This window comes from Qaidamihabitans albus, from assembly GCF_016464705.1.
GTDB classification, from domain to species: domain Bacteria; phylum Actinomycetota; class Actinomycetes; order Mycobacteriales; family Pseudonocardiaceae; genus Qaidamihabitans; species Qaidamihabitans albus.
This window is the reverse complement of the sequence record NZ_JAEHOB010000010.1, coordinates 168,107-188,939: the sequence shown is the minus strand read 5'-3', so window position 1 is coordinate 188,939 and position 20,833 is coordinate 168,107. Positions and strand designations below refer to the sequence as shown.

18 protein-coding genes are annotated in these 20,833 nt (G+C 72.0%); 12 read left to right on the top strand and 6 right to left on the bottom strand.

What is annotated here, in order from left to right; genetic code table 11:
- Entirely contained in the window at positions 1 to 1,068 is a 1,068-nt protein-coding gene (locus JAP66_RS20250; protein ID WP_199433369.1) for a DUF4192 domain-containing protein, read from the top strand.
- Between the two features lie 146 nt (positions 1,069 to 1,214).
- On the opposite strand, the gene galE is transcribed toward JAP66_RS20250, so the two are convergent.
- The 3 genes from galE to JAP66_RS20235 all read right to left on the bottom strand — a co-directional run bounded on the left by galE (position 1,215) and on the right by JAP66_RS20235 (position 4,285).
- The gene (galE, locus tag JAP66_RS20245) at positions 1,215 to 2,222 is read right to left on the bottom strand and encodes a UDP-glucose 4-epimerase GalE (protein WP_199433368.1); all 1,008 of its coding nucleotides are present in this window, start codon (positions 2,220 to 2,222) and stop codon (positions 1,215 to 1,217) included.
- A gap of 168 nt (positions 2,223 to 2,390) precedes the next feature.
- Positions 2,391 to 3,593 carry a galactokinase gene (galK, locus tag JAP66_RS20240; RefSeq protein ID WP_199433367.1) on the bottom strand — a complete coding sequence of 401 codons (1,203 nt, stop codon included), beginning with the start codon at positions 3,591 to 3,593 and terminating at the stop codon, positions 2,391 to 2,393.
- Entirely contained in the window at positions 3,590 to 4,285 is a 696-nt protein-coding gene (locus tag JAP66_RS20235; RefSeq protein ID WP_199433366.1) for an iron-dependent transcriptional repressor DtxR, read from the bottom strand. Before JAP66_RS20235 ends, galK begins: the two co-directional genes overlap by 4 nt.
- Positions 4,286 to 4,423: 138 nt before the next feature.
- Between JAP66_RS20235 and JAP66_RS20230 the strand changes: the two genes are divergently transcribed.
- Genes JAP66_RS20230 through JAP66_RS20220 form a run of 3 tightly spaced genes read left to right on the top strand, consistent with a single transcriptional unit; the run spans position 4,424 to position 9,183 of the window.
- Complete coding sequence (locus tag JAP66_RS20230; RefSeq protein ID WP_199433365.1) at positions 4,424 to 5,278, top strand: sulfurtransferase; 855 nt, start codon at positions 4,424 to 4,426, stop codon at positions 5,276 to 5,278.
- Positions 5,279 to 5,289: 11 nt separating this feature from the next.
- Entirely contained in the window at positions 5,290 to 6,471 is a 1,182-nt protein-coding gene (locus JAP66_RS20225; protein ID WP_199433364.1) for an acetoin utilization protein AcuC, read from the top strand.
- A 6-nt stretch (positions 6,472 to 6,477) separates the two neighbouring features.
- A complete protein-coding gene (locus tag JAP66_RS20220; RefSeq protein WP_199433363.1) occupies positions 6,478 to 9,183 on the top strand; it encodes a bifunctional acetate--CoA ligase family protein/GNAT family N-acetyltransferase in 2,706 nt (901 codons plus the stop codon).
- 52 nt (positions 9,184 to 9,235) lie between these two features.
- On the opposite strand, the gene JAP66_RS20215 is transcribed toward JAP66_RS20220, so the two are convergent.
- The 3 genes from JAP66_RS20215 to JAP66_RS20205 are packed head-to-tail and all read right to left on the bottom strand — an operon-like array spanning position 9,236 to position 13,119.
- Positions 9,236 to 10,846, bottom strand: coding sequence for a long-chain-fatty-acid--CoA ligase (locus JAP66_RS20215; protein ID WP_199433362.1), 1,611 nt, complete (start codon positions 10,844 to 10,846; stop codon positions 9,236 to 9,238).
- Positions 10,843 to 11,919 (bottom strand): acyl-CoA dehydrogenase family protein, encoded by a 1,077-nt coding sequence (locus JAP66_RS20210; RefSeq protein ID WP_199433361.1) that lies wholly within the window; start codon positions 11,917 to 11,919, stop codon positions 10,843 to 10,845. Before JAP66_RS20210 ends, JAP66_RS20215 begins: the two co-directional genes overlap by 4 nt.
- An 18-nt stretch (positions 11,920 to 11,937) precedes the next feature.
- Positions 11,938 to 13,119 (bottom strand): acyl-CoA dehydrogenase family protein, encoded by a 1,182-nt coding sequence (locus JAP66_RS20205; RefSeq protein ID WP_199433360.1) that lies wholly within the window; start codon positions 13,117 to 13,119, stop codon positions 11,938 to 11,940.
- Between the two features lie 107 nt (positions 13,120 to 13,226).
- On the opposite strand from JAP66_RS20205, the gene JAP66_RS20200 reads away from it, so the two are divergent.
- The 8 genes from JAP66_RS20200 (at position 13,227) to JAP66_RS20165 (ending at position 20,790) form a co-directional block, all read left to right on the top strand.
- Positions 13,227 to 13,418 (top strand): ferredoxin, encoded by a 192-nt coding sequence (locus JAP66_RS20200; RefSeq protein ID WP_199433359.1) that lies wholly within the window; start codon positions 13,227 to 13,229, stop codon positions 13,416 to 13,418.
- Positions 13,419 to 13,519: 101 nt separating this feature from the next.
- Positions 13,520 to 14,608: a Zn-dependent alcohol dehydrogenase gene (locus JAP66_RS20195; protein WP_199433358.1), complete on the top strand. Its 1,089-nt coding sequence runs from the start codon at positions 13,520 to 13,522 to the stop codon at positions 14,606 to 14,608.
- Positions 14,605 to 15,498 (top strand): 3-oxoacyl-ACP reductase, encoded by an 894-nt coding sequence (locus tag JAP66_RS20190; RefSeq protein ID WP_199433357.1) that lies wholly within the window; start codon positions 14,605 to 14,607, stop codon positions 15,496 to 15,498. Before JAP66_RS20195 ends, JAP66_RS20190 begins: the two co-directional genes overlap by 4 nt.
- A gap of 13 nt (positions 15,499 to 15,511) precedes the next feature.
- Entirely contained in the window at positions 15,512 to 17,020 is a 1,509-nt protein-coding gene (locus JAP66_RS20185) for an aldehyde dehydrogenase family protein (protein ID WP_199433356.1), read from the top strand.
- Positions 17,017 to 17,787, top strand: a complete 771-nt coding sequence (locus JAP66_RS20180) for a glucose 1-dehydrogenase (protein WP_199433355.1) — start codon at positions 17,017 to 17,019, stop codon at positions 17,785 to 17,787. Before JAP66_RS20185 ends, JAP66_RS20180 begins: the two co-directional genes overlap by 4 nt.
- Positions 17,788 to 17,813: 26 nt before the next feature.
- Complete coding sequence (locus JAP66_RS20175) at positions 17,814 to 18,626, top strand: MlaE family ABC transporter permease (RefSeq protein ID WP_199433354.1); 813 nt, start codon at positions 17,814 to 17,816, stop codon at positions 18,624 to 18,626.
- Positions 18,626 to 19,474, top strand: coding sequence for an MlaE family ABC transporter permease (locus tag JAP66_RS20170; RefSeq protein ID WP_199433353.1), 849 nt, complete (start codon positions 18,626 to 18,628; stop codon positions 19,472 to 19,474). Before JAP66_RS20175 ends, JAP66_RS20170 begins: the two co-directional genes overlap by 1 nt.
- The gene (locus JAP66_RS20165) at positions 19,471 to 20,790 is read left to right on the top strand and encodes an MCE family protein (RefSeq protein ID WP_199433352.1); all 1,320 of its coding nucleotides are present in this window, start codon (positions 19,471 to 19,473) and stop codon (positions 20,788 to 20,790) included. Before JAP66_RS20170 ends, JAP66_RS20165 begins: the two co-directional genes overlap by 4 nt.
- Positions 20,791 to 20,833: the final 43 nt, after the last annotated feature.

Below are 20,833 nucleotides of genomic sequence, written 5' to 3'. Positions count from 1 at the left end.
ATGACCGCATCCACCAGCGCCGCCACCACCACGGTGAGCCTGCGCGATCCAGGACAGCTACTGGCCGCGATCCCGCACCTGCTCGGCTTCCACCCTGTCGACTCGGTGCTCGTGATCGCCCACGGAGGTGAGACCGGGCGCCGGGTCGGCAACGTGGTGCGCGCGGACCTGCCCTCTTCCGGCAGTGCCGACGCCGTCACCGGCCTCGCGCACCAGCTCCGGGAACCCCTGCTGCGTGACGACTCCACCGCGGCCACTGTCGCTGTCGTCGGCGGGGCACCGGAGGAACAGGGCACCGGGCCGCCCCACCGGCCACTCGTCGCGACGATCAGGCAGGTCTTCACCGGGGCCGGGCACCACGTCGCACACGCCTTGTGGGTGCCGGAGATCCGGCCCGGCATTCGGTGGTGCTGCTATGACGACTCCTCGTGCACCGGACGGCTGCCGGACCCGGGCAGCACGGTGCTGGCCGCCGCGACCGCGCACGCGGGCATGGTGACCTTCAGTAGCCGGGAGGCGATGCAGCGCCAGCTCGCTCCCGGCGACCCTGCCGCGATCGCCCGGCGCGCAGCCCTGCTCGACGCGGCGGTCGACACGCTGCCCGGCACACCCGATCCGGCGAGAGCGGCCGAACCCGGCCGTGCGCTCGTCCGCGCCGCGCTCGCCCGTGCCGAGCAGGAGGACCCCGCGCTGACCGATGACGATGTCGTCGGCCTGTCGCTCGCCCTGTCCCTGCCGGACGTGCGGGACGCCTGTCTGGCGAGTGCACTGCCACCGGGCGGCTCACGCGCCGCGACGGCGGAACGGCTGTGGCTGGCTCTGGTCAGGGCGACACCGCCACCGGAGCGGGCGCAGGCGGCGTGCCTGCTGGGTTACTCCGCCTATGTGCGTGGTGAAGGCGCGCTCGCGGGGATGGCGTTCGCCAACGCCCTGGAGGCCGATCCGGGGCATGTACTGGCCGGGTTGCTGAACCAGGCACTGGAGCACGCGGTACCGCCCAGCACACTCACCCGGCTGGGCCGTGACTGTGCCGGTCCGCGGCTGTGGGACCCGGAGCCGCCCGGCTAGCGCGTGTCTGACAGTGCGCGGTTTCGGCAGGGCGTGAGTAGCGGCGCGCCGACAAGCACAGTCTGGTCGCGTGCCCGGAGCCGGCCGGGCACGAGCCGATCCCGGGCCGGCACCTTCCCGCCGTGTCCAGGGCACTGGAACGCGCCTCAGGCGGGGTGCGCGGCCGCCCGGTGGTCTTGGGTGAACCGCCAGGCGTCGGCGACGATGCCAGCCAGGTCGGTGCGCTCCGGCTTCCAGCCGAGCCGCTGCCTGGCCTGGTCGCTGGCCGCGACGAGCACGGCCGGGTCGCCGGCGCGGCGCTGGGCCACGGCGGCCGGGATCGGATGCCCGGTGACCTCGCGGCAGGCCTCGATCACCTGGCGTACGGAGAAACCCGTGCCGTTGCCCAGGTTGTAGATCTGGTGCTCACCGGCACGGGCGTGCTCCAGCGCGAGAAGGTGTGCGTCCGCCAGGTCGGTCACGTGGATGTAGTCCCGGATCGCGGTGCCGTCCTCGGTCGGGTAGTCCTCGCCGAAGATCTGCACCTGGTCGCGCTCGCCGGTGGCGACCTGCAGCACGATCGGGATCAGGTGCGTCTCGGTGGTGTGCCGTTCGCCGAAGCGGCCATAGGCACCCGCGACGTTGAAGTAGCGCAGGCTCACCGCGGCGATCCCGTGCGCCCGGGCGTAGGTGCTGATCGCGTGGTCGATGGCGAGCTTGGTGGCGCCGTAGGTGTTGGTCGGCCGGGTCGCCGCCGACTCCGGGATCGGCGCCGTCTCCGGCTCGCCGTAGGTCGCGGCGGTGGAGGAGAACACCAGGCGGGGCGTGCCGTGCGCGCGCATGGCGTCGAGCAGCCGGAGGGAGGTGAGCACGTTCCCGTGCCAGTACTTGCCAGGGTCCTGCATGGACTCGCCGACCAGCGACTTGGCGGCGAAGTGGAGCACCCCGTCGAAGCCATCGGCGAGCAGTGTGCGCGCGGTCTCCGCCGCGTCACCCTCGACGAAGCGGGCACCGTCGGGCACGGCGTCGGCGTGGCCGGTGGAGAGGTCGTCGACGACGGTGACCTCGTGGCCGGCTTCCAGGAGCCGTGCCGCGCAGACGCTGCCGACGTAGCCGGCGCCGCCCGTGACGACCAGTTTCATGGGCTTGCTCTGCGGCATGGTGTCGGTGGGCATCTGGTCGGGCCTTTCTCGCGTCGGGAGTACTCGTTCATCCATGCGGTGAGAACCGCGAGCGCGACCGGTGGCGGTGCGGGACGGCGGTTCTCGAAACGGCATGTCGGCAACGGCTCCGACAGTGTGCACCTGTGGCGGCGGCCCGGGAGCGCCGGGGTTCGGGCGCGGTCACCACCGGTCCCTGCCCGCACCGGCGGACGGGACCGCGGTGAACAGGCGGGGCCGGGCCAGTCGCTCGCGTTCGAAGCCGGCGATGACGGCCGCCTCGACGGCCGGCCGATCGGCTTCGTGCACCAGGGCGATCGCCGAACCGCCGAAGCCGCCGCCGGTCATGCGCGCGCCGAGGGCGCCTGCCGTGCGGGCCAGGTCGACGGCGAGATCGAGTTCGGGGGCCGATACCCGGTAGTCGTCGCGCAGGCTCGTGTGTGAGGCGTCGAGCAGTGGGCCGATCTCGGCGACCCGGCCCGCACGCAGGTGCTCGGCCACCTCGACGACGCGCGCGTTCTCGGAGACGACGTGCCGGACGAGCGGGCGCAGCTCTCCGGGCAGCCGGTCGAGTGCGGCGCCGAGGCCGGGCGGGGCGACGTCCCGCAGCGCGCGGACGCCGAGCAGCTCAGCGGCCCGTTCCGTGCCCCGCCTGCGGTCGCCGTAGCCGGACTCACTGTGGGAGTGCTTCGCGCGGGTGTCGATCACCAGCACCCACAAGCCGGTGCGCGCCGTATCGAACGGCACCTGCTCGGTCGCTCCGGAGCGCACGTCGAGGAACAACACGTGCCCGGCGGTGCAGCGCATCGACGCCGCCTGGTCGAGCGCGCCGGTGGGCACACCGACGAACTCGTTCTCGGCCCGCTGTGCCCACCGTGCGATCTCGGCGCGGCGGGCGTCACCGGACGTGCCGCCCGGTGGGTCGTCGGTCGTGTCGCTGTGGCCGGCCAGGCCGAGCAGTGCCAGCGCCACCGCACATTCGAGGGCGGCCGACGAGGAAAGCCCGGCGCCCGTGGGGACGTCACCGGCGAGGACCAGATCGGCACCACCACCACCGATGCCCTCCTCGCGCAGCACCCATGCGACTCCGGAGGGGTAGGCGGCCCAGCCGCCGGGCGAGCCGGGGCGCAGGGCCGCGATCTCGACCGGGGCGGCCCGCTGGACCCGCCCGTCGGAGCCGAGCGTGGCGATGGTGAGCAGCTGGTCGGTGCGCGGTGCCGCCGCGGCGGCGATCCGGTGCGGCAGCGCGAAAGGGAGGACGTAGCCGTCGTTGTAGTCGGTGTGTTCGCCGATCAGGTTGACCCGGCCGGGCGCCGACCAGACGCCCTGAGGTGCGCGGCCGTGCAGCGAGCGGAACGTTTCCGCCGCGAGCCGTGCGGGTTTCACCGAGCTTGCGCGAGCACCGCGTGCAGTACCGAGCTGGCCACCTGCACGGAGTGGCTGTCGTCGGACACCTCGATGGTGGACATGCCACCGTTGGCCTTGCCGACCCGCACCCGCTGGCCGGGCACGATGCCGACCGACTTCAGCTCCGTCATCAGCGACTCGTCGAGCTGGACGTGCTCGGCGATCCGCCGGATCTCGACGTCGCCGCCACCGGCGCGGGCGAACTCGTCCAGGCGCACCAGGTCGGACTCCGCCGGGGGAGCGGGCTCGCCCTCCCCGAGCTTGTCCAGCCCGGGGATCGGGTTGCCGTAAGGAGAAGTGGTGGGGTGGCCGAGCAGGTTCACCAGCTTGCGCTCCACCGCCTCACTCATGACGTGCTCCCAGCGGCACGCCTCGTTGTGCACGTGCTCCCACTCAAGGCCGATCACGTCGACGAGCAGGCGTTCGGCGAGCCGGTGCTTGCGCATCACCGCGATCGCGAGCTCCCTGCCGTGGTCGGTGAGCTGGAGGTGCCGGTCGTCCGCGACCACTACGAGGCCGTCCCGCTCCATCCTGGCGACCGTCTGGCTCACGGTCGGGCCACTCTGCTGGAGGCGCTCCGCGATACGCGCGCGCAGCGGTACGACACCCTCTTCTTCGAGCTCGTAGATGGTGCGCAAGTACATCTCGGTGGTGTCGATGAGATCGTTCACGCCTGTCCCCTTTGTTCGCGTTGCTCATGGTAGTCGCTGGACCCGACAGTTTCCGCAGGCGATCGGGTAACCGGCTGTCGTCTCCGGCGTCGCCCGCCCACGCTGCGTGAACAGCTCGCTTCCGAGGAGGATTGAGCCATGCTCCCTGTCATCTCGACCGCCGAACTCGCCGCCCTGCTGGACGCCGGGCCGTCCGCGCGGCCTGCCGTGCTCGACGTCCGCTGGCGGCTGACCGGCCCGCCGGGTGTCGATTCCTACCATCAGGGCCACCTGCCCGGCGCGGTGTATGTCGACATCGACACCGAACTGGCCAGCACTCCCGGCGCGGGCGGGCGGCATCCGCTGCCCGAGCCGGCCGCCCTCCAGCGCACCCTACGTGCCGCGGGCGTCCGCGCGGGGCATCCCGTCGTCGCCTACGACGACGGGGACTCCTCGGTGGCCGCCCGCGCATGGTGGCTGCTGCGCTGGGCCGGGCACACCGAGGTCGCCGTGCTCGACGGCGGCTTCGCGACGTGGCGAGCCGAGGGCAGGCCGGTCACCACGGAGCCTGCGGAACCGGCCGAGGGGGACATCACCGTCGAGCCGGGCGGGCTCCCCGTGCTCGACGCCGACGGCGCCGCCGCCCGCGCCCGCGCCCGCGACGGTGTCCTGCTCGACGCCAGGGCTCCGCAGCGCTACACCGGGGAGACCGAGCCCGTCGATCCCCGTGCCGGGCACATCCCCGGCGCGGTGAACGCGCCCTTCACCGCACACACCGGGCCGGACGGCAGGTGGCGCAGCCCGGCGGAGCTGGCCGAGCACTTCGCCGCGCTCGGTGTCACGCCGGACACGCAGGCCGGGGCCTACTGCGGCTCCGGGATCACCGCCAGCTCGGTGGTGCTCGCGCTGGAGCTGGCGGGCCGTCCGGAGCCCGCGGCGCTCTACGCGGGCTCGTGGTCGCACTGGTGCGCCGATCCCGCTCGGCCCGCTGCCACCGGCCCCGAGCCGCACTAGGCTGCGCTCTCATGTCAGCACCCGCCGTCGTCTGGGACTCCGCGCTGCTCGCCTACGACCTGGGTGGCGACCATCCGTTCAACCCGGTCCGGCTCGACCTGACCATCCGGCTGGCCACCGCGCTGGGGGTGCTCGACGACATCCCCCTGCTCGTGCCGGAGCCCGCCGTCGAGGCCGAGCTCCACCGGGCGCACGCCGCCGAGTACCTCGAGGCGGTCAAGCAGGCACCGATGGCGGGCTGGGACGTGGGTCACGGACTTGGCACCGACGACAATCCGGTCTTCACGAACATGCACGAGGCGGCGTCGCTGGTGGTCGGCTCGACGCTGCTCGGCGCCCGGAGCATCGCCCAGGGCAGGGCGCGGCGGGCGGTGAACATCGCGGGCGGGCTGCACCACGCGATGCGCGACCACGCGGCGGGCTTCTGCGTCTACAACGACTGTTCGGTGGCCATCTCGTGGCTGCTGGACCACGGCTTCGACCGCATCGCCTACATCGACACCGACGTGCACCACGGCGACGGCGTGCAGGCCGCCTTCTACGGCGATCCGCGGGTGCTGACCGTCTCGCTGCACCAGCACCCGTTGACGCTGTGGCCGGGCACCGGCTACTCGGCGGAGACCGGGGCCGAGGGCGCCGAGGGCAGCGCGGTGAACATCCCGCTGCCTCCGCGGACGAAGGACGCGGGCTGGCTGCGGGCCTTCCACGCGGTCGTGCCTTCGCTGCTCGCGGAGTTCCGGCCGCAGGTGCTGGTGAGCCAGTGCGGCGTCGACTCGCACGCCGAGGACCCGCTCGCGGACCTGTCCCTTTCGGTGGACGGGCACCGCACGATCTACCGCACCCTGCGCGAGCTCGCGGACACCTACGCCGATGGCCGCTGGCTCGCGGTCGGTGGCGGCGGCTACCAGCTGATCCGCGTGGTCCCCCGCTCGTGGACGCATCTGCTGGCGACCGTGCTCGACCGCGACGTGCCGCCGGAGACGCCGTTGCCGTCGAGCTGGACCGAGCTGGTGCGCGCCGCCGCGCCGCACGCCGAGCTGCCGTCCTCGATGGGCGACGGCGCCGACACCGGTTTCGCGCCGTGGGGCGATGACCTCGACGACCTCGACGACGCCGTCGACATCGCGATCCGGGACACCCGCCGCGCCGTCTTCCCGCTGCACGGGCTGGAGCCCGACGATCCGAGGGACTGACCGACCATGACCAGCGACAGCAGTACCCAGGCCCGCGACCCGTTCGACTACCCGCGGCACTGGGAGGCCGACGTCCTGCTCTCCGACGGCGGGACCGTCCACCTCCGGCCGATCATGCCCACCGACGCCGACGGGCTCGTGGCACTGCACGGCAGGCTCTCCGAGCGCACCCGGTACCTGCGCTACTTCGGCGCCTACCCGCGCATCCCGGCGCGGGACCTCGAGCGGTTCTCCACCGTCGACCACCACGACCGGGTGGCGTTCGTGGCGCTGCTCGGGGACGACATCGTCGCGGTGGGCCGCTACGAGCGCCTGGACGCCGAATCGGCCGAGGTGGCCTTCGTCGTGGACGACGCCCACCAGGGGCGCGGGCTTGGCTCGATCCTGCTGGAGCACCTGGCCGCCGCCGCGTCGGAGTGCGGGCTGCGCCGCTTCGTCGCCGAGGTGCTGGCCGAGAACTCGCACATGGTCCACGTGTTCCGCGACGCCGGCTACCAGGTCAGCCGGGCGATCGAGGAGGGCGTGCTGCACCTGGAGTTCGACATCGATCCCACCGAGGAGTCGCTGGCCGTGGCCCGTGCCCGCGAGCAGGCCGCCGAGGCGCGCAGCGTGCACAACCTGCTGCACCCTGGCTCGGTCGCCGTCATCGGCGCGTCCACCGAGCCTGCCAAGATCGGCTACGCGGTGCTGACCAACCTGCTGTCCGCGGACTTCGCGGGCACCGTCTACCCGGTGAACCCGGAGCACCGGTCGGTGCGCGGCGTGCGCGCGTACAGGTCGGTGCTCGACATCCCGGACGCGGTGGACCTCGCCGTGGTCGCGGTGCCCGCGGACCAGGTCGAGTCCGTGCTCGACGGTGCGCTGGCGAAGGGCGTCAAGACCCTGCTGATCGTGTCGAGCGGGTTCGCCGAGGCCGGGTCGCACGGCCTGCACGCCGAACTCCGGCTCGTCGGGGAGGCCAGGGCCCACGGCATGCGGGTGGTCGGCCCGAACGCGCTCGGGGTGCTGAACACCGATCCCGCGGTGCGGCTGAACGCCACGCTCGCACCGAGGCTGCCGAAACGCGGGCGGACCGGCTTCTTCTGCCAGTCGGGCGCGCTCGGCATCGCGATCCTCGCCGACGCCGAGGCCCGCGGGCTCGGGTTGTCCACGTTCGTCTCGGCAGGCAACCGGGCCGACGTCTCCGGCAACGACCTATTGCAGTTCTGGGAGACCGATCCGAACACCGACCTCGTGCTGCTGTACCTGGAGTCCTTCGGCAACCCGCGCAAGTTCGCCCGGCTCGCGCGCAGGCTGGCGCGGAGCAAGCCGATCGTCGCCGTGAAGTCGGGCAGGCACGCGGTACGGGCGCAGCTCGCGGCGACATCCGTCGAGGTCGATGAGGCGAGCGTGCAGGCGCTGTTCGAGCAGGCGGGTGTCGTCCGCGTGGACTCGCTGGCGCAGCTGTTCGACACCGCGCTGGTGTTCGCCCACCAGCCGCTGCCGTCCGGCTCGCGCATCGCGATCGTCGGCAACTCCAGCGCGATCGGGATGCTCGCCGCGGACACCGCGCGGGCACAGGGGCTGCGGCTGGCGCACGATCCGGTCGATGTCGGCTCGCAGGCAGGCCCGGAGGAGTTCGCCGCCGCCGTCGGCGAGGCACTGAACTCGCCGGAGGTGGACGCGCTGGTCGTGGTGTTCGTCCCGCCGATCGCCATTCCCGGCGCCACCTACGCGCGGGCGCTCAGGGAGACGGTGGTCGAGCAGGGCAAACAGCGGGAGAAGCCGATCGTCTCGACGTTCCTCGCCGCCGAGGGCGTACCCGCCGAGCTCGCCGTGCTCTCCGACGACGGCGCCCCGACGTTCGGCTCCATCCCCTCCTATCCGAGCCCGGAGCGGGCCGTGAACGCGCTCGCCCGCACGGTGCGGTACGCGGCGTGGCGGCAGCGGCCGCAGGGCACGATCGTGCGCCCAGGAGGCATCCACACCGAGCACGCGCAGGGGATCGTGCACGACCTGCTGGCGGAGGCGGACGGGCACGTGGCGGCGCTCTCCGACGACCAGGTGCTGCGGCTGCTCGGCTGCTACGACATCGAGGTGGTGCCGTTCCGGGTGGTGTCCAGCGCGGACGACGCAGCCGCCGCGGCAGCCGAACTCGGCTACCCGGTGACGCTCAAGGCCGTCGACGAGCGCCTGCGGGGCAGGCCGGACCTCGCCGGTGTCCGGCTGGACCTCACCTCCGAGGACTCGGTCCGGGTCAGCTACCGGGACGTGTGCGAGGTCTCCGCCGGGGACGAGGTGTACGTGCAGCGGATGGCGCCGAAGGGCCTTTCCTGCGTGATCGGGCTGCAGGACGACCCCTCGTTCGGCAGCCTGGTGCGGTTCGCGCTTTCCGGGGTGGTCAGCTCGCTGCTCGGCGACCAGGCGTTCCGGGCGGTCCCGCTCACCGACGTCGACGCGGCGACGCTGGTGCGGGAGCCGAGGACCGCGCCGCTGCTCACCGGCTACCGCGGGGACGAACCGGCCGATCTGGCCGCGTTGCAGGACCTGGTGCTGCGGGTGGCGGCGCTGGCCGAGGACAACCCCGAGGTGCGCTCACTGACGCTCGACCCGATCCTGGCCTCGCCGGAAGGCGCGTTCGTGACCAACGCCAGGATCGTGCTCGGCCCGCCGCCGAGCCGCCCGGACACCGGCCCGCGCCGGCTGCGGCCGATCAACGCGGCCCCCGACTGAGCGGGCGGGCGCGGCGTTGTGCCTGGTCACCGCTCGTGAGTGTTCAGCCGAGTTAGAACTCGTGTCGCCACTCACGAGTCGACGGCGGTAGTTCGTAAATCGGTTCCGTGCCGGGGCGCCACCATACCGGATCGGAGCAGTGCGGCCCCTCGCGCGACAGCTCCCGTTTCAGCACCTTGTAGGTGGATGTTCGCGGTAGTTCGTTGACAATTCGCACGAACCGCGGCAGCTGCCTCGGTCCGAGGTCGGGCTGCGCGGCCAGGAAGTCGCCGAACTCGGCGAGGGTCAGCGTGGCCTCAGGGCGGGGCACCAGCGCGGCCATCACCTGGTCGCCGATCCGGCCGGGGACCGCGTACACGGCGGCGTCGGCGACACGGGGATGCCGCAGCAGCACCCGCTCGATGGGCGCCGTGCCCAGGTTCTCGCCGTCGACCCGCAGCCAGTCCCCGCGGCGGCCGGCGAAGTAGCAGTACCCTTCGGCGTCGACATAGGCCAGGTCACCGGTGAAGTACCGGCCCTGTCGCACCCGCTCGGCGTCGGCCTCCGGATCGCCGTAGTACCCGGCGAACCAGCCCGTGCCGGAGGTGTTCACGATCTCGCCGACGGCCTCGGCGGCGTTGCGCAGCGTGCCGTCCTCGGCGAACTCGGCGGGCGGGCAGGGCAGCCCGGTGTCCGGGTGCAGCACCTCGACGCCCTCGGTGAGCCTGCCCAGCGAGCCGCTCGGCGTGTCCGGGGTGCGGGCGAACCCGACACCGCCCTCGGTGGAGCCGAACGCGTCGACGACGTGGCAGCCGAAACGGTGCCCGAACGCGGCGAGGTCGGCTTCGGCGCCCTCGTTGCCGTACACGATGCGCAGCGGGTTGTCGGCGTCGTCGGGCCGCGGCGGCGTGGCGAGCACGTAGGACAGCGGGGCGCCGACGTAGTTGGCGTACGTCGCGCCGAACCGGCGCACGTCGGCCAGGAAGCCCGACGCGGAGAACCTGCGGCGCAGCGCGATCGTGGCACCGGCGGCCAGTCCCACCGACCAGCCCGCCATGATCGCGTTCGAGTGGAACATCGGCATCGACACGTACACGGTGCCCGCCCTGGAGAGACCGAAACGCTCGGCGAGCATCCGCCCGGGGAAGGCGATCTTGCCGTGCGTGCAGCGCACCGCCTTCGGCGCGCCGCTCGTGCCGGAGGTGAAGATCAGCATCAGCAGGTCGCCTGCAGCGGCGGCGACGGGGGCGATCTCGGCGCCCCGGTGGGCGGCGAGCCGTTCCGCCCACTCGGCGCCGTCCAGGTCGAGCACCCGCGCGCCGCCGAGGTCCAGCCCGGCCAGCAGCGGCAGGTACCGGGACTCCGCCAGCACGAGCGCGCAGTCGGCGAGCCGGACGTCCCTGGCGAGCGCCTCGCCGCGCCGGGTGGGGTTCAGTCCGGCCAGCACGCTGCCGGAAAGCGCCGCGCCGCCGAGCAGGAAGGAGAACGCGGGCACGTTGTCGGCCAGCACGCCGACATGCGGCGGCGCACCGGGAGGAAGCAGTGCGCGCAGTGCGGCGGCGTGCTCGGCGCCCGCCAGGACGCACTCCGCCCACGACCACGACTCGTCCTCGAACAGCAGCCCGGGATGCTGCTCGCCCGCCCGCGCGAGCAGCAGGTCGGTGACGGTCGGCACGCCGGTCATGCCAGCAGCCCGCCGAGGTGCCGGAGCTGCGCGGTGGCGCCGCCGAAGGTGAACTCGTGCCGCTTGGCCGCGACGAAGTAGCGGTGCACCGGATGGTCGACGTCGATGCCCACGCCGCCGTGGACGTGCACCGCGGTGTGCGCCACCCGGTGCCCGGCCTCGGCGGCCCAGTACTTCGCGGTGGCGACCTCCTCGGCGGCGTCCTCCCCGGCGGAGAGCCGCCACGCGGCCTGCCAGAGCGTCAGCCGGACGGCCTCGACGTCGACGTAGGCGTCGGCCAGCCGCTGCCGTACCGCCTGGAAGCCGCCGATGGCCTGGTCGAACTGCCTGCGCTCGGCGGCATAGGCGGCCGTCAGCTCCAGTGCCCGTTCCAGTACGCCGAGCTGTTGCGCGCACAGCCCGGTGGTCCCGTGCAGCCGCAGCCACTCCGCCACGGCGGTGCCGAACACGGCGCCGGGATCGACCACGACATCGGCCGCCTCGACCAGTGCGGCGTCGGCATGGTCGACGGTCCGCTGCGGGGACACGGTGAGCCCGGGGTGATCGGTGCCCACCAGCACCACCACCTCGCCTTCGGTGCTGCCGGCCTGCACGAGCAGGCCGTCGGCGAAGGCGGCGAAGGGCACCGCGGTCTGCGCGCCGGAGAGCCGCCAGCCGGAGCCGGTGCGCTCGGCGGTGAACCCGGTGGGCGTGCCGGTGTCGGGCAGCGCGACGGCGAGCACCCGGTCGCCGCGCACGGTGGGCACGAGCCACCGTTCGAGCTGCTCCCCGGTGCCGAACTCGGCGAGCGCGGCGGCGGCCATGGTGATGCTCGGCAGGTAGGGGACCGGGGCGACGGCGCGGCCCAGCTCGGTGAGCACCGCGCACTGTTCGAGCAGGCCGAAACCGCCCCCGCCGACCGCTGAGGGCAGTGCGGCGTCGAGCACTCCCGCCTTGGCCAGTTGTGTCCACAGTGCACCGTCGAAGCCACCGGAGCCGTGTTCGCCAAGGGACTCAGGGGTGACCTGGTCGGTCGCGATGCGGCGGGTGAGCTGGGCGAGGTCGTGCTGCGCCTCGGTGTGGTTGAAGTCCATCGGCACGCTCTTTCCGGATCAGCGGGTGACGGGCAGGCCGAGTGCGGTGGCGGCAACGATGTCGCGCTGCACCTCGTTGGTGCCGCCGCCGAAGGTGAGGATCAGCGACGAGCGGTGCAGGCGTTCGACGCGCCCGCGCAGCAGCGCCCCCGGGGAGTCCTCGCGAACCACCGCGCCGGCGCCGAGCACCTCCATCAGCAGGCGGTAGGCCTCGGTGGCGAGTTCGGTGCCGAACACCTTGGTGGCCGACGCCTCGGCAGGGCCGAGCTCGTTCCCGGCCGCCGCCCAGGCGATCTTCCAGTTGCGCAGCTTCAGGTTCTCCGCATGGGCGTGCACGCGGGCCAGGTGCAACCGCACCCACTCGGCGTCGAGCACCCGGCTGCCGTCGGCCAGCTTGGTCTCCCGCGCCCAGTCGCGCACCTCGGACAGCGCGTGCCGGATGGGTGCGGCCGAGGTCAGCGCCACGCGCTCGTGGTTGAGCTGGTTGGTGATCAGCGGCCAGCCCTCGTTCTCCCCGGCGACCCTGGCGCTCGCCGGGACGCGCACGTCGGAGTAGTAGGTCGCGCTGGTGCCGGGGCCCGCGACCGTGCGGACCTTGGTCCAGGAGAAGCCCTCGGCCGAGGTGGGCACGACGAGAATGCTCAGCCCCTTGTGCTTGCGCGCCTCGGGATCGGTGCGTACCGCGAGCCAGACGTAGTCGGCGTACTCGATGAGGCTCGTCCACATCTTCTGCCCGTTGATCACGTACTCCTCACCGTCGCGCACCGCCCGCGTCCGCAGCGAGGCCAGGTCGGTGCCTGCCTCCGGCTCGGAGTAGCCGATCGAGAAGTGCAGCTTTCCGGCGGCGATCCTCGGCAGGTAGAACTCCTTCTGCTCCGCGGTGCCGAAGCGCATGATCGTCGGACCGATGGTGTTGATGGTCAGGAACGGCACCGGCACTCCGGCGACGGCCGCCTCGTCGGTGAACACGAGCTGGTCGAGCATCGTCCGCTCGTGCCCGCCGTACGCCTTCGGCCAGCACAGCGCGAGCCAGCCGTCGCGGCCGAGCTCGCGCACGATCTCCTTGTAGGCCGAGCCGTCCCCGTACTCGCCGCCGGTACCGCGCAGGGCCTCGCGCCGCTCGGGCGTCATCAGCCCGCTGAAGTACGACCGCAGCTCCTCTCGCAGCCGCTCCTGCTCGGGCGCGTAACCGATGCGCATCTGATCCTCCCGCTCGCCGTTGACCTGGTGTCGGGTGTGGCCGCGGCGCTAGTGTAGAACAAGTTCTACTTTATTGGAGGAGCCGACCGGAAAGCGAGGTGCTGTTCGTGGAGGTCAGGGTCGACCGGACACTGTGCGAGGCCAACGAGGTGTGTGTGGCGATCGCTCCCGCCGTCTTCGAGCTGGACGACGAGGAGGAGCTGCGTATCGTCCAGCCGAACCCTCCCGAGGGGGAACTAGAACGTGTTACTCATGCTGTCGCGTCGTGCCCGAAGAATGCCCTGCTCATCACCGACTAGGGCGCCCAAGATGAGGGTTGCCGAAGACGAGAACAGATTCTAGTCTTTGGTGTGAGTCGCGGACCAACGGCGGTCCGCGCGACCTCTGGGAGGCGCATCGGATGAGAGCGGCCGTACTGAACGCGATCGGTGACGACAAGCTCGAACTGCGCGATGACGTCACGACGGTGGACCCCGGGCCGCACGAGGTCCGGATCCGGGTGCGCGCCTCGGGCATCTGCCACAGCGACCTGTCCGCGATGGACGGCACGCTGCCCGCGCTCGCCCCTGGCGTCATCGGCCACGAGGGTTCCGGGGAGGTGCTCTCGGTCGGTGCGGGGGTCGATCACCTGGCGCCAGGCGACCACGTCACCGTGTCCTTCGTCCCGCCCTGCGGGAGTTGCCCGAGCTGCCTGCGCGGCGAGCCGAACCTCTGCGCGGTGCACGCCATCGCGGCATTCACCTCCCCGCGCTTCAAGCAGGGCGACACGCCGCTGTTCGGCTACGCCGGGCTCGGCACGTTCGCCGAGGAGGTCGTGGTCCCCGCGTCCGGTGCCATCAAGGTGGACGCCGACGTGCCGTTCGAGACGGCGGCGTTGATCGCCTGCGGGGTGCTCACCGGCGTCGGGGCCGTGCTGAACACCGCGCGGGTGCAACCCGGCTCCACCGTCGTGATCATCGGCTGCGGCGGTGTCGGGATCTCGGTCATCCAGGGTGCCCGCATCGCCGGTGCCACGACGATCGTGGCGGTCGACCCGGTGGAGGCCAAGCACGACATCGCCCGGCGGTTCGGCGCCACGCAAGCCACCACGCCGGAGGGGCTCGAGGAGCTCAAGCAGAGCCTGACCGCGGCGGAGGGCTTCGACCACGCCTTCGATGTCGTCGGGCTGCCCGCGACGATCCGCTCGGCCTGGGACCAGGCCCGCCGCGGTGGCTCGGTCGTGATCGTCGGCGCCGGCCGGGGCGACGCGATGGTGCGGTTCAGCGCGCAGGAGCTGTTCCTGCACGACAAGAAGATCCTCGGCTCGTTCTATGGCTCGGCGCACGTGCACCGCGACACCGCGCGCATGCTCCGGTTCTGGCGGGCGGGCCTGCTCGATCTCGACGGCATGATCTCCCGCCGCCTCGGCTTCGCCGAGATCAACGACGGCCTGCGTGTGCTGCGCGAGGGCAGCAGCGACGTGATCCGCCAGGTGGTGACACTCGAGTGAGCTCCACCAGCCTGGCGGGCCGGGTCGCGATCGTCACCGGCGCCGGTGCGGGCCTCGGCCGGGCGGAGGCCCGCGCGCTCGCCACCGCCGGTGCCGCAGTGGTGGTCAACGACGTTTCCGACGCGGCCGGGGCCGTGGCGGAGGAGATCGAGGCCGCGGGCGGCAAGGCGCTGCCGGTCACCGGCGACGTCGCCGAGCGTTCGACCGCCGACGCCCTGCTCGCCGCGGCCACCGAGCACTTCGGCGGCCTGCACGTCGTCGTCAACAACGCCGGGGTGCTGCGCGACCGCATGGTGTTCTCGATGTCCGACGATGAGTGGGACACGGTGATCCGCGTGCACCTGCGCGGGCACTTCCTGCTCTCCAGGGCCGCGTCCGCGCACTGGCGCGAGCAGTCCAAGATGGAGGGTGGCCCGGCCTACGGCCGGATCGTCAACACCGCGTCCGAGGCGTTCCTCGTCGGTTCGGCGGGCCAGCCGAACTACGCGGCGGCCAAGGCGGGCATCGCCGCGCTCACCGTGGCCACCGCGAGGGGGATGAGCCGCTACGGCGTTCGCGCCAACGCCATCTGCCCCCGCGCCCGCACCGCGATGACCGAGAACGTCTTCGGCGAAGCGCCCGCGGACGGCACGGACCCGCTGTCGGTGGATCACGTCGCGCCGTTCGTGGCGTTCCTGGCCTCGCCCGCCGCGGAGCGGGTCACCGGCCAGGTGTTCGTGGTGCACGGCGGCATGGTCGCCCTGCTGAAACCGCCGGAGGTCGAGCGGAGGTTCGACACCGCGGACGGGACCTGGACCGCCGCCGGGCTCGCGGAGAGCGTCGGCGGCTACTTCGCCGACCGGGAACCCGACCGCATGTTCGCCGCCACCGAGATCCTTTCCCTGCCTTGAGGAGAACCTTGTCATGACGTTGACCGTGCAGCCGCACCGTGAGTCGGTCGGGCTCAAGACCGGCCAGCTCTACATCGACGGGCAGTGGGGACCGGCCGCCGACGGCGCCACCTGGACCCACCACCACCCCGCGACGGGCGAGGCGGTCGGTGACTTCGCCAGCGGCGGCGCCGCGGACGTGGCCGCCGCCGTCGCGGCCGCTCGCCGCGCCTTCGACTCGGGCACCTGGCCGAATGCGCGGGCGGGGGTCCGCATCGGTGTGCTGCACCGTTACGCCGACCTGCTCCGCAAGCACGCCGATGAGCTCCGCGCACTCCAGGCACTCGACAACTCGGTGCCGCTGTCGTTCGGTTCCATCTACGCGACCTCGGTCGGCGCCGCGGCCGACGTGTTCGACCACCACGCCGGATGGGTGGACAAGGTCGGCGGGCAGACCCTGCCGCCGTACCAGGGCGGCGACCACCTCGCGATGACCTTCCGCGAGCCGATCGGCGTGGTCGCCGCGATCCTGCCGTGGAACGCGCCGTTCCTGCTGTTCGCGCAGAAGGTGGCGCCCGCGCTCGCCGCGGGCTGCACCATCGTGCTCAAGCCGTCGGAGTACTGCACGTTCTCGGTCCTGCGCATGGTCGAGCTGCTTGCCGAGGCGGGCGTGCCGGACGGCGTCGTCAACGTCGTCACGGGTGCAGGCGACCCCGTCGGCGAGGCCATGATCACCCATCCCGATGTCGACAAGGTGAGCTTCACCGGCAGTAGAGCCGTCGGCAAGCACATCGTGGAGGCGTCCGCGGGCACGCTCAAGCGCGTATCGCTCGAGCTCGGCGGCAAGAGCCCGGCGCTGGTGTTCGGCGACGCGTCCAATGTGGGCCTTGCCGCCGCCACCGTGGTCGGCGCGGTGACCATGGGCCTGTCCGGCCAGGCCTGCGTGGCCAACACCCGCGCGCTGGTCCACCGGGACGTCTACGACGAGTTCCTCGGTGCCGCGCAGGGCATGGCCGCGGCGGTCACCTACGGCGACCCCTTCGATCCCGGCGTGATCTCCAGCCCGCTCATCAACGAGCGGCAGCTGGAGCGCGTGCTCGGCTACATCGAGCGGGGCAAGGAGGAGGGCCGCCTCGTCACCGGCGGCGAACGCCTCGGCGGCGACCTCGCCAGCGGCAACTTCGTGGCGCCGACGATCTTCGCCGACGTGGACAACTCGGCCACCATCGCCCAGGAGGAGATCTTCGGGCCCGTGCTCGCGGTCGTGCCGTTCGACGACGAGGACGAGGCGATCGCGCTCGCCAACGACACCGAGTACGGTCTCGGCGCGGGGCTGTTCACCGCCGACGTGCAGCGGGCGTTCCGCGTCTCGCGCAGGCTCCGGGCCGGAACGGTGGGCATCAACGGCTTCCAGATCGAACCGCACCTGCCCTTCGGCGGGTTCAAGCAGTCCGGGCTCGGCCGGGAAGGCGGGCGGACCGCGTTCGAGGCCTACACCGAGCTCAAGTCCGTGTTCATGCCACTGACCGAGGAGATGATGTGAGCGGCACGGGCCGGCTGGACGGCAAGGTCGCCCTGATCACGGGGGCCGCTCGCGGGCAGGGCGCGGCGGCGGCCCGCCGCTTCGTGGCCGAGGGCGCGAAGGTGATGATCGCCGACATCACCGACACCGACGGCAAGGAGCTGGCCGACGAGCTCGGTTCGGCCGCGCGGTACGTGCACCTCGACGTGGCCGACGAGGACGACTGGGCGCGGGCGACCGAGCGCACCGTCGCCGAGTTCGGCGCACTGAACGTGCTGGTCAACAATGCCGGTGTGCTGCACTTCGCCCCCCTCGCCCAGACCAGGCTGGCGGACTACGAGCGGGTGATCAGGGTGAACCAGACCGGGGCGTTTCTCGGGATGCGCTCGGTCGTTGAACCGATGTCCGCCGCCGGTGGCGGGTCGATCGTCAACGTGTCCTCTGTGGAGGGGCTGGCCGGTATGCCGTTCCTCGTCGCCTACACCGCGAGCAAGTTCGCGATCCGGGGGATGACGAAGGTCGCCGCGCTCGAGCTGGGGGAGAAGGGCATCCGGGTCAACTCGCTGCATCCCGGGATGATCGACACCAAGATGGTGCGGGACGCCGCCGGAGGGGCCGAGGTGGACTTCTCCGGCATCGCCCGCAAACTCGCGCTGCGCCGTGTCGGGCAGCCCGAGGAGATCGCGGACGTGGCACTGTTCCTCGCGAGTGACGAGAGCTCGTACTGCACGGGCGGCGAGTTCGTCGCCGACGGCGGCGCGACCGCCACCCATGCGTTGAAGATCTGATCGACCCGGCGGCCTGCGGAGGTGTGATGCGCGCACAGCGGGGCTCGACCGCGCAGTCGGCGCGGCCCGCGTTCCCAGGCACCGCCGCGCTGACCCAGGTGGGCCGGCTCGCGACGCTGGCCTGGGAGGTGCTGCGCGCGATTCCGCGCCGGCCGTTCCAGACGAGGGAGTGGATCGAGCAGTGCTGGTTCTTCGCCAGCGTCACGATCCTGCCGACCGCACTGGTCGCGATCCCGTTCGGCGCGGTCATCGCGCTGCAGCTCGGCTCGCTGACCCAGCAGATCGGTGCGCAGTCGTTCACCGGCGCGGCCAGCGCGCTCGCGATCGTTCAGCAGGCCAGCCCGCTGATCACCGCACTGCTGGTGGCCGGTGCCGGGGGCAGTGCGGTTTGCGCGGACATCGGCGCGCGCAAGATCCGCGAGGAGATCGACGCCATGGAGGTACTGGGCGTCAACCCGATCCAGCGGCTCATCGTGCCGAGGGTGCTGGCCGCGATCGTCGTCTCGGTCCTGCTCAACGGCCTGGTCAGTGTGGTCGGCGTGCTCGGCGGGTACTTCTTCAACGTCGTCATGCAGGGCGGCACCCCGGGCGCCTACCTGGCCAGCTTCAACGCGCTCGCGCAGCTGCCGGACCTGTGGGTCAGCGAGATCAAGGCATTCCTGTACGGCTTCGTCGCCGGGGTCGTCGCCGCGTTCAGAGGGCTGAACCCGGCGGGCGGACCGAAGGGGGTCGGCGACGCCGTCAACCAGGCGGTCGTCATCACGTTCCTGCTGCTGTTCCTCATCAACGTCGTGCTGACCGCGATCTACCTGCAGATCGTTCCCCCGAAGGCGTTGTGATGGCCACCGAGGAGCGAGTGACCGACCGGACCCTGGAGATCATCGCCCGCCCCGGTGCGAGCCTCGAGGGTTTCGGCAAGCAGCTCTCCTTCTACTTCCGGGCGCTGGCCTGGGCTCCGCGCACGGTGCGCCGCTACAGCAGGGAGATCCTGCGGCTGCTGACCGAGGTCAGTTTCGGCACCGGTGCGCTCGCGGTGATCGGCGGAACGCTCGGCGTGATGATCGGGATGACCCTGTTCACCGGCCTCATCGTCGGCCTGCAGGGCTACTCCGCGCTGAACCAGCTCGGTACGGCCGCGCTCACCGGGTTCATCTCGGCCTACTTCAACACCCGCGAGGTGGCGCCGCTTTCGGCCGGGCTCGCGCTGTCGGCGACGGTCGGCTGCGGGTTCACCGCGCAGCTCGGCGCGATGCGGATCTCGGAGGAGATCGACGCGCTGGAGGTGATGGGCGTGCCGAGCCTGCCCTACCTGGTCACCACCCGGGTCCTGGCCGGGATCACCGCGGTCATCCCGCTGTACGCGGTCGGGCTGCTCTCGTCGTACCTGGCCTCGCGGCAGATCACCGTCTGGTTCTACGGCCAGTCGGCGGGCACCTACGACCACTACTTCAACCTGTTCCTGCCGCCGGAGGACGTCCTCTGGTCGTTCCTCAAGGTGGTCGTGTTCAGCGCGCTGGTGATCCTGTCGCACTGCTACTACGGCTACACCGCCAGCGGCGGTCCCGCCGGGGTGGGCATCGCGGTCGGCCGGGCGGTGCGGACGTCGATCGTGCTGATCGTCGTCATCGACTTCTTCCTCAGCCTCGCCATCTGGGGCTCCTCGACGACCGTACGGATCTCCGGATGACCCCGGGCAGGGCCGAGCTGTTGCGGCGTCTCCGGCACCAGGTCCTCGGCCTGGCGTTCCTGCTGGTCGCCGCCCTGTTCGTGCTCACCTGCGTGGCCGTCTACAACAAGCAGTTCGTCTCCTACGTCGGCGTGCGGCTGGAGACCGACCGGGTCGGCAACCAGATGCGCGAGGGCGCCGACGTGAAGGTCCGCGGCATGGTGGTCGGTGAGGTGCGCACGATCGGCACCACCGGGGACGGCGCGCACCTCGAGCTCGCCCTGCAGCCGGACAAGGTGGACGTGATCCCGGCAAACGTGTCGGCGCGGCTGCTGCCCAAGACGCTGTTCGGCGAGCGCTACGTCGCGCTGCAGGTGCCGGAGACACCTGCCCCCGAGCACATCGCCGCCGGCGACGTGATCGGCCAGGACCGCAGCAGCTCCGCCATCGAGCTGGAACGGGCGCTCGGTGACGTGCTGCCGCTGCTGCGCTCGGTGCAGCCGCAGAAGCTGGCCAGCACCCTCAACGCGGTGTCGACGGCGCTGGACGGGCGAGGCGAGCAGTTCGGCGACACGCTCGTGCAGCTGTCCGACTATCTCGGGGAGCTGAACCCTTCGCTGCCGGACCTTGAGGCCGACATCACCGGGCTGGCGAACGTGACGGGCACCTACAACAGCGCCGCACCGGACTTCCTGCGCGCGCTTTCCGATCTCACCACCACGACCCGCACCATCGTCGAGAAACAGCGCGACCTCACCGATCTCTACGCGAGCGTGACCACCGCCTCGGTCGACCTCGACCGCTTCCTCCAGGTCAACAAGGACAACCTGATCGCACTCACGACGACGGCGCAGCCGACCCTCGACGTGCTGGCGAAGTACGCGCCGGAGTACCCCTGCCTGCTGCGCCAGCTCGCAGAGGCGGTCCCCCGCGCCGAGAGGGCGTTCGGCAAGGGCACCGACGAGATGAACCACGTGACCATCCGCATCACCGCCAGCCGGGGCAAGTACCTTCCCGGCGTCGACGAGCCCCGCTACGACGACAAGCGTGGACCGCGCTGCTACGAGCAGGTGGAGCCGCCGGGCGCGTTCCCGCAGTACCCGCCCGGCGGTCCGATCCAGGACGGTTCGACGCATCCGGCTCCGCCGAAGCAGGCGGGCTACGGCGGTGGCTCCACCACCGCCGGAGTGCCGTCGTTGGCGAACTCCGCCCCCGAACAGCGGCTCATCGCCGCACTGACCGCGCCGCAGACCGGGCTGGCCCCGGAGGAGACGCCGGGCTGGGCCAGCCTGCTGGTCGGCCCGCTCTACCGCGGAGCGGAGGTGACGCTCGGATGACCGATCGAGAACCAGCGGATCGGGCGGCACGGCGGGTGCGCGT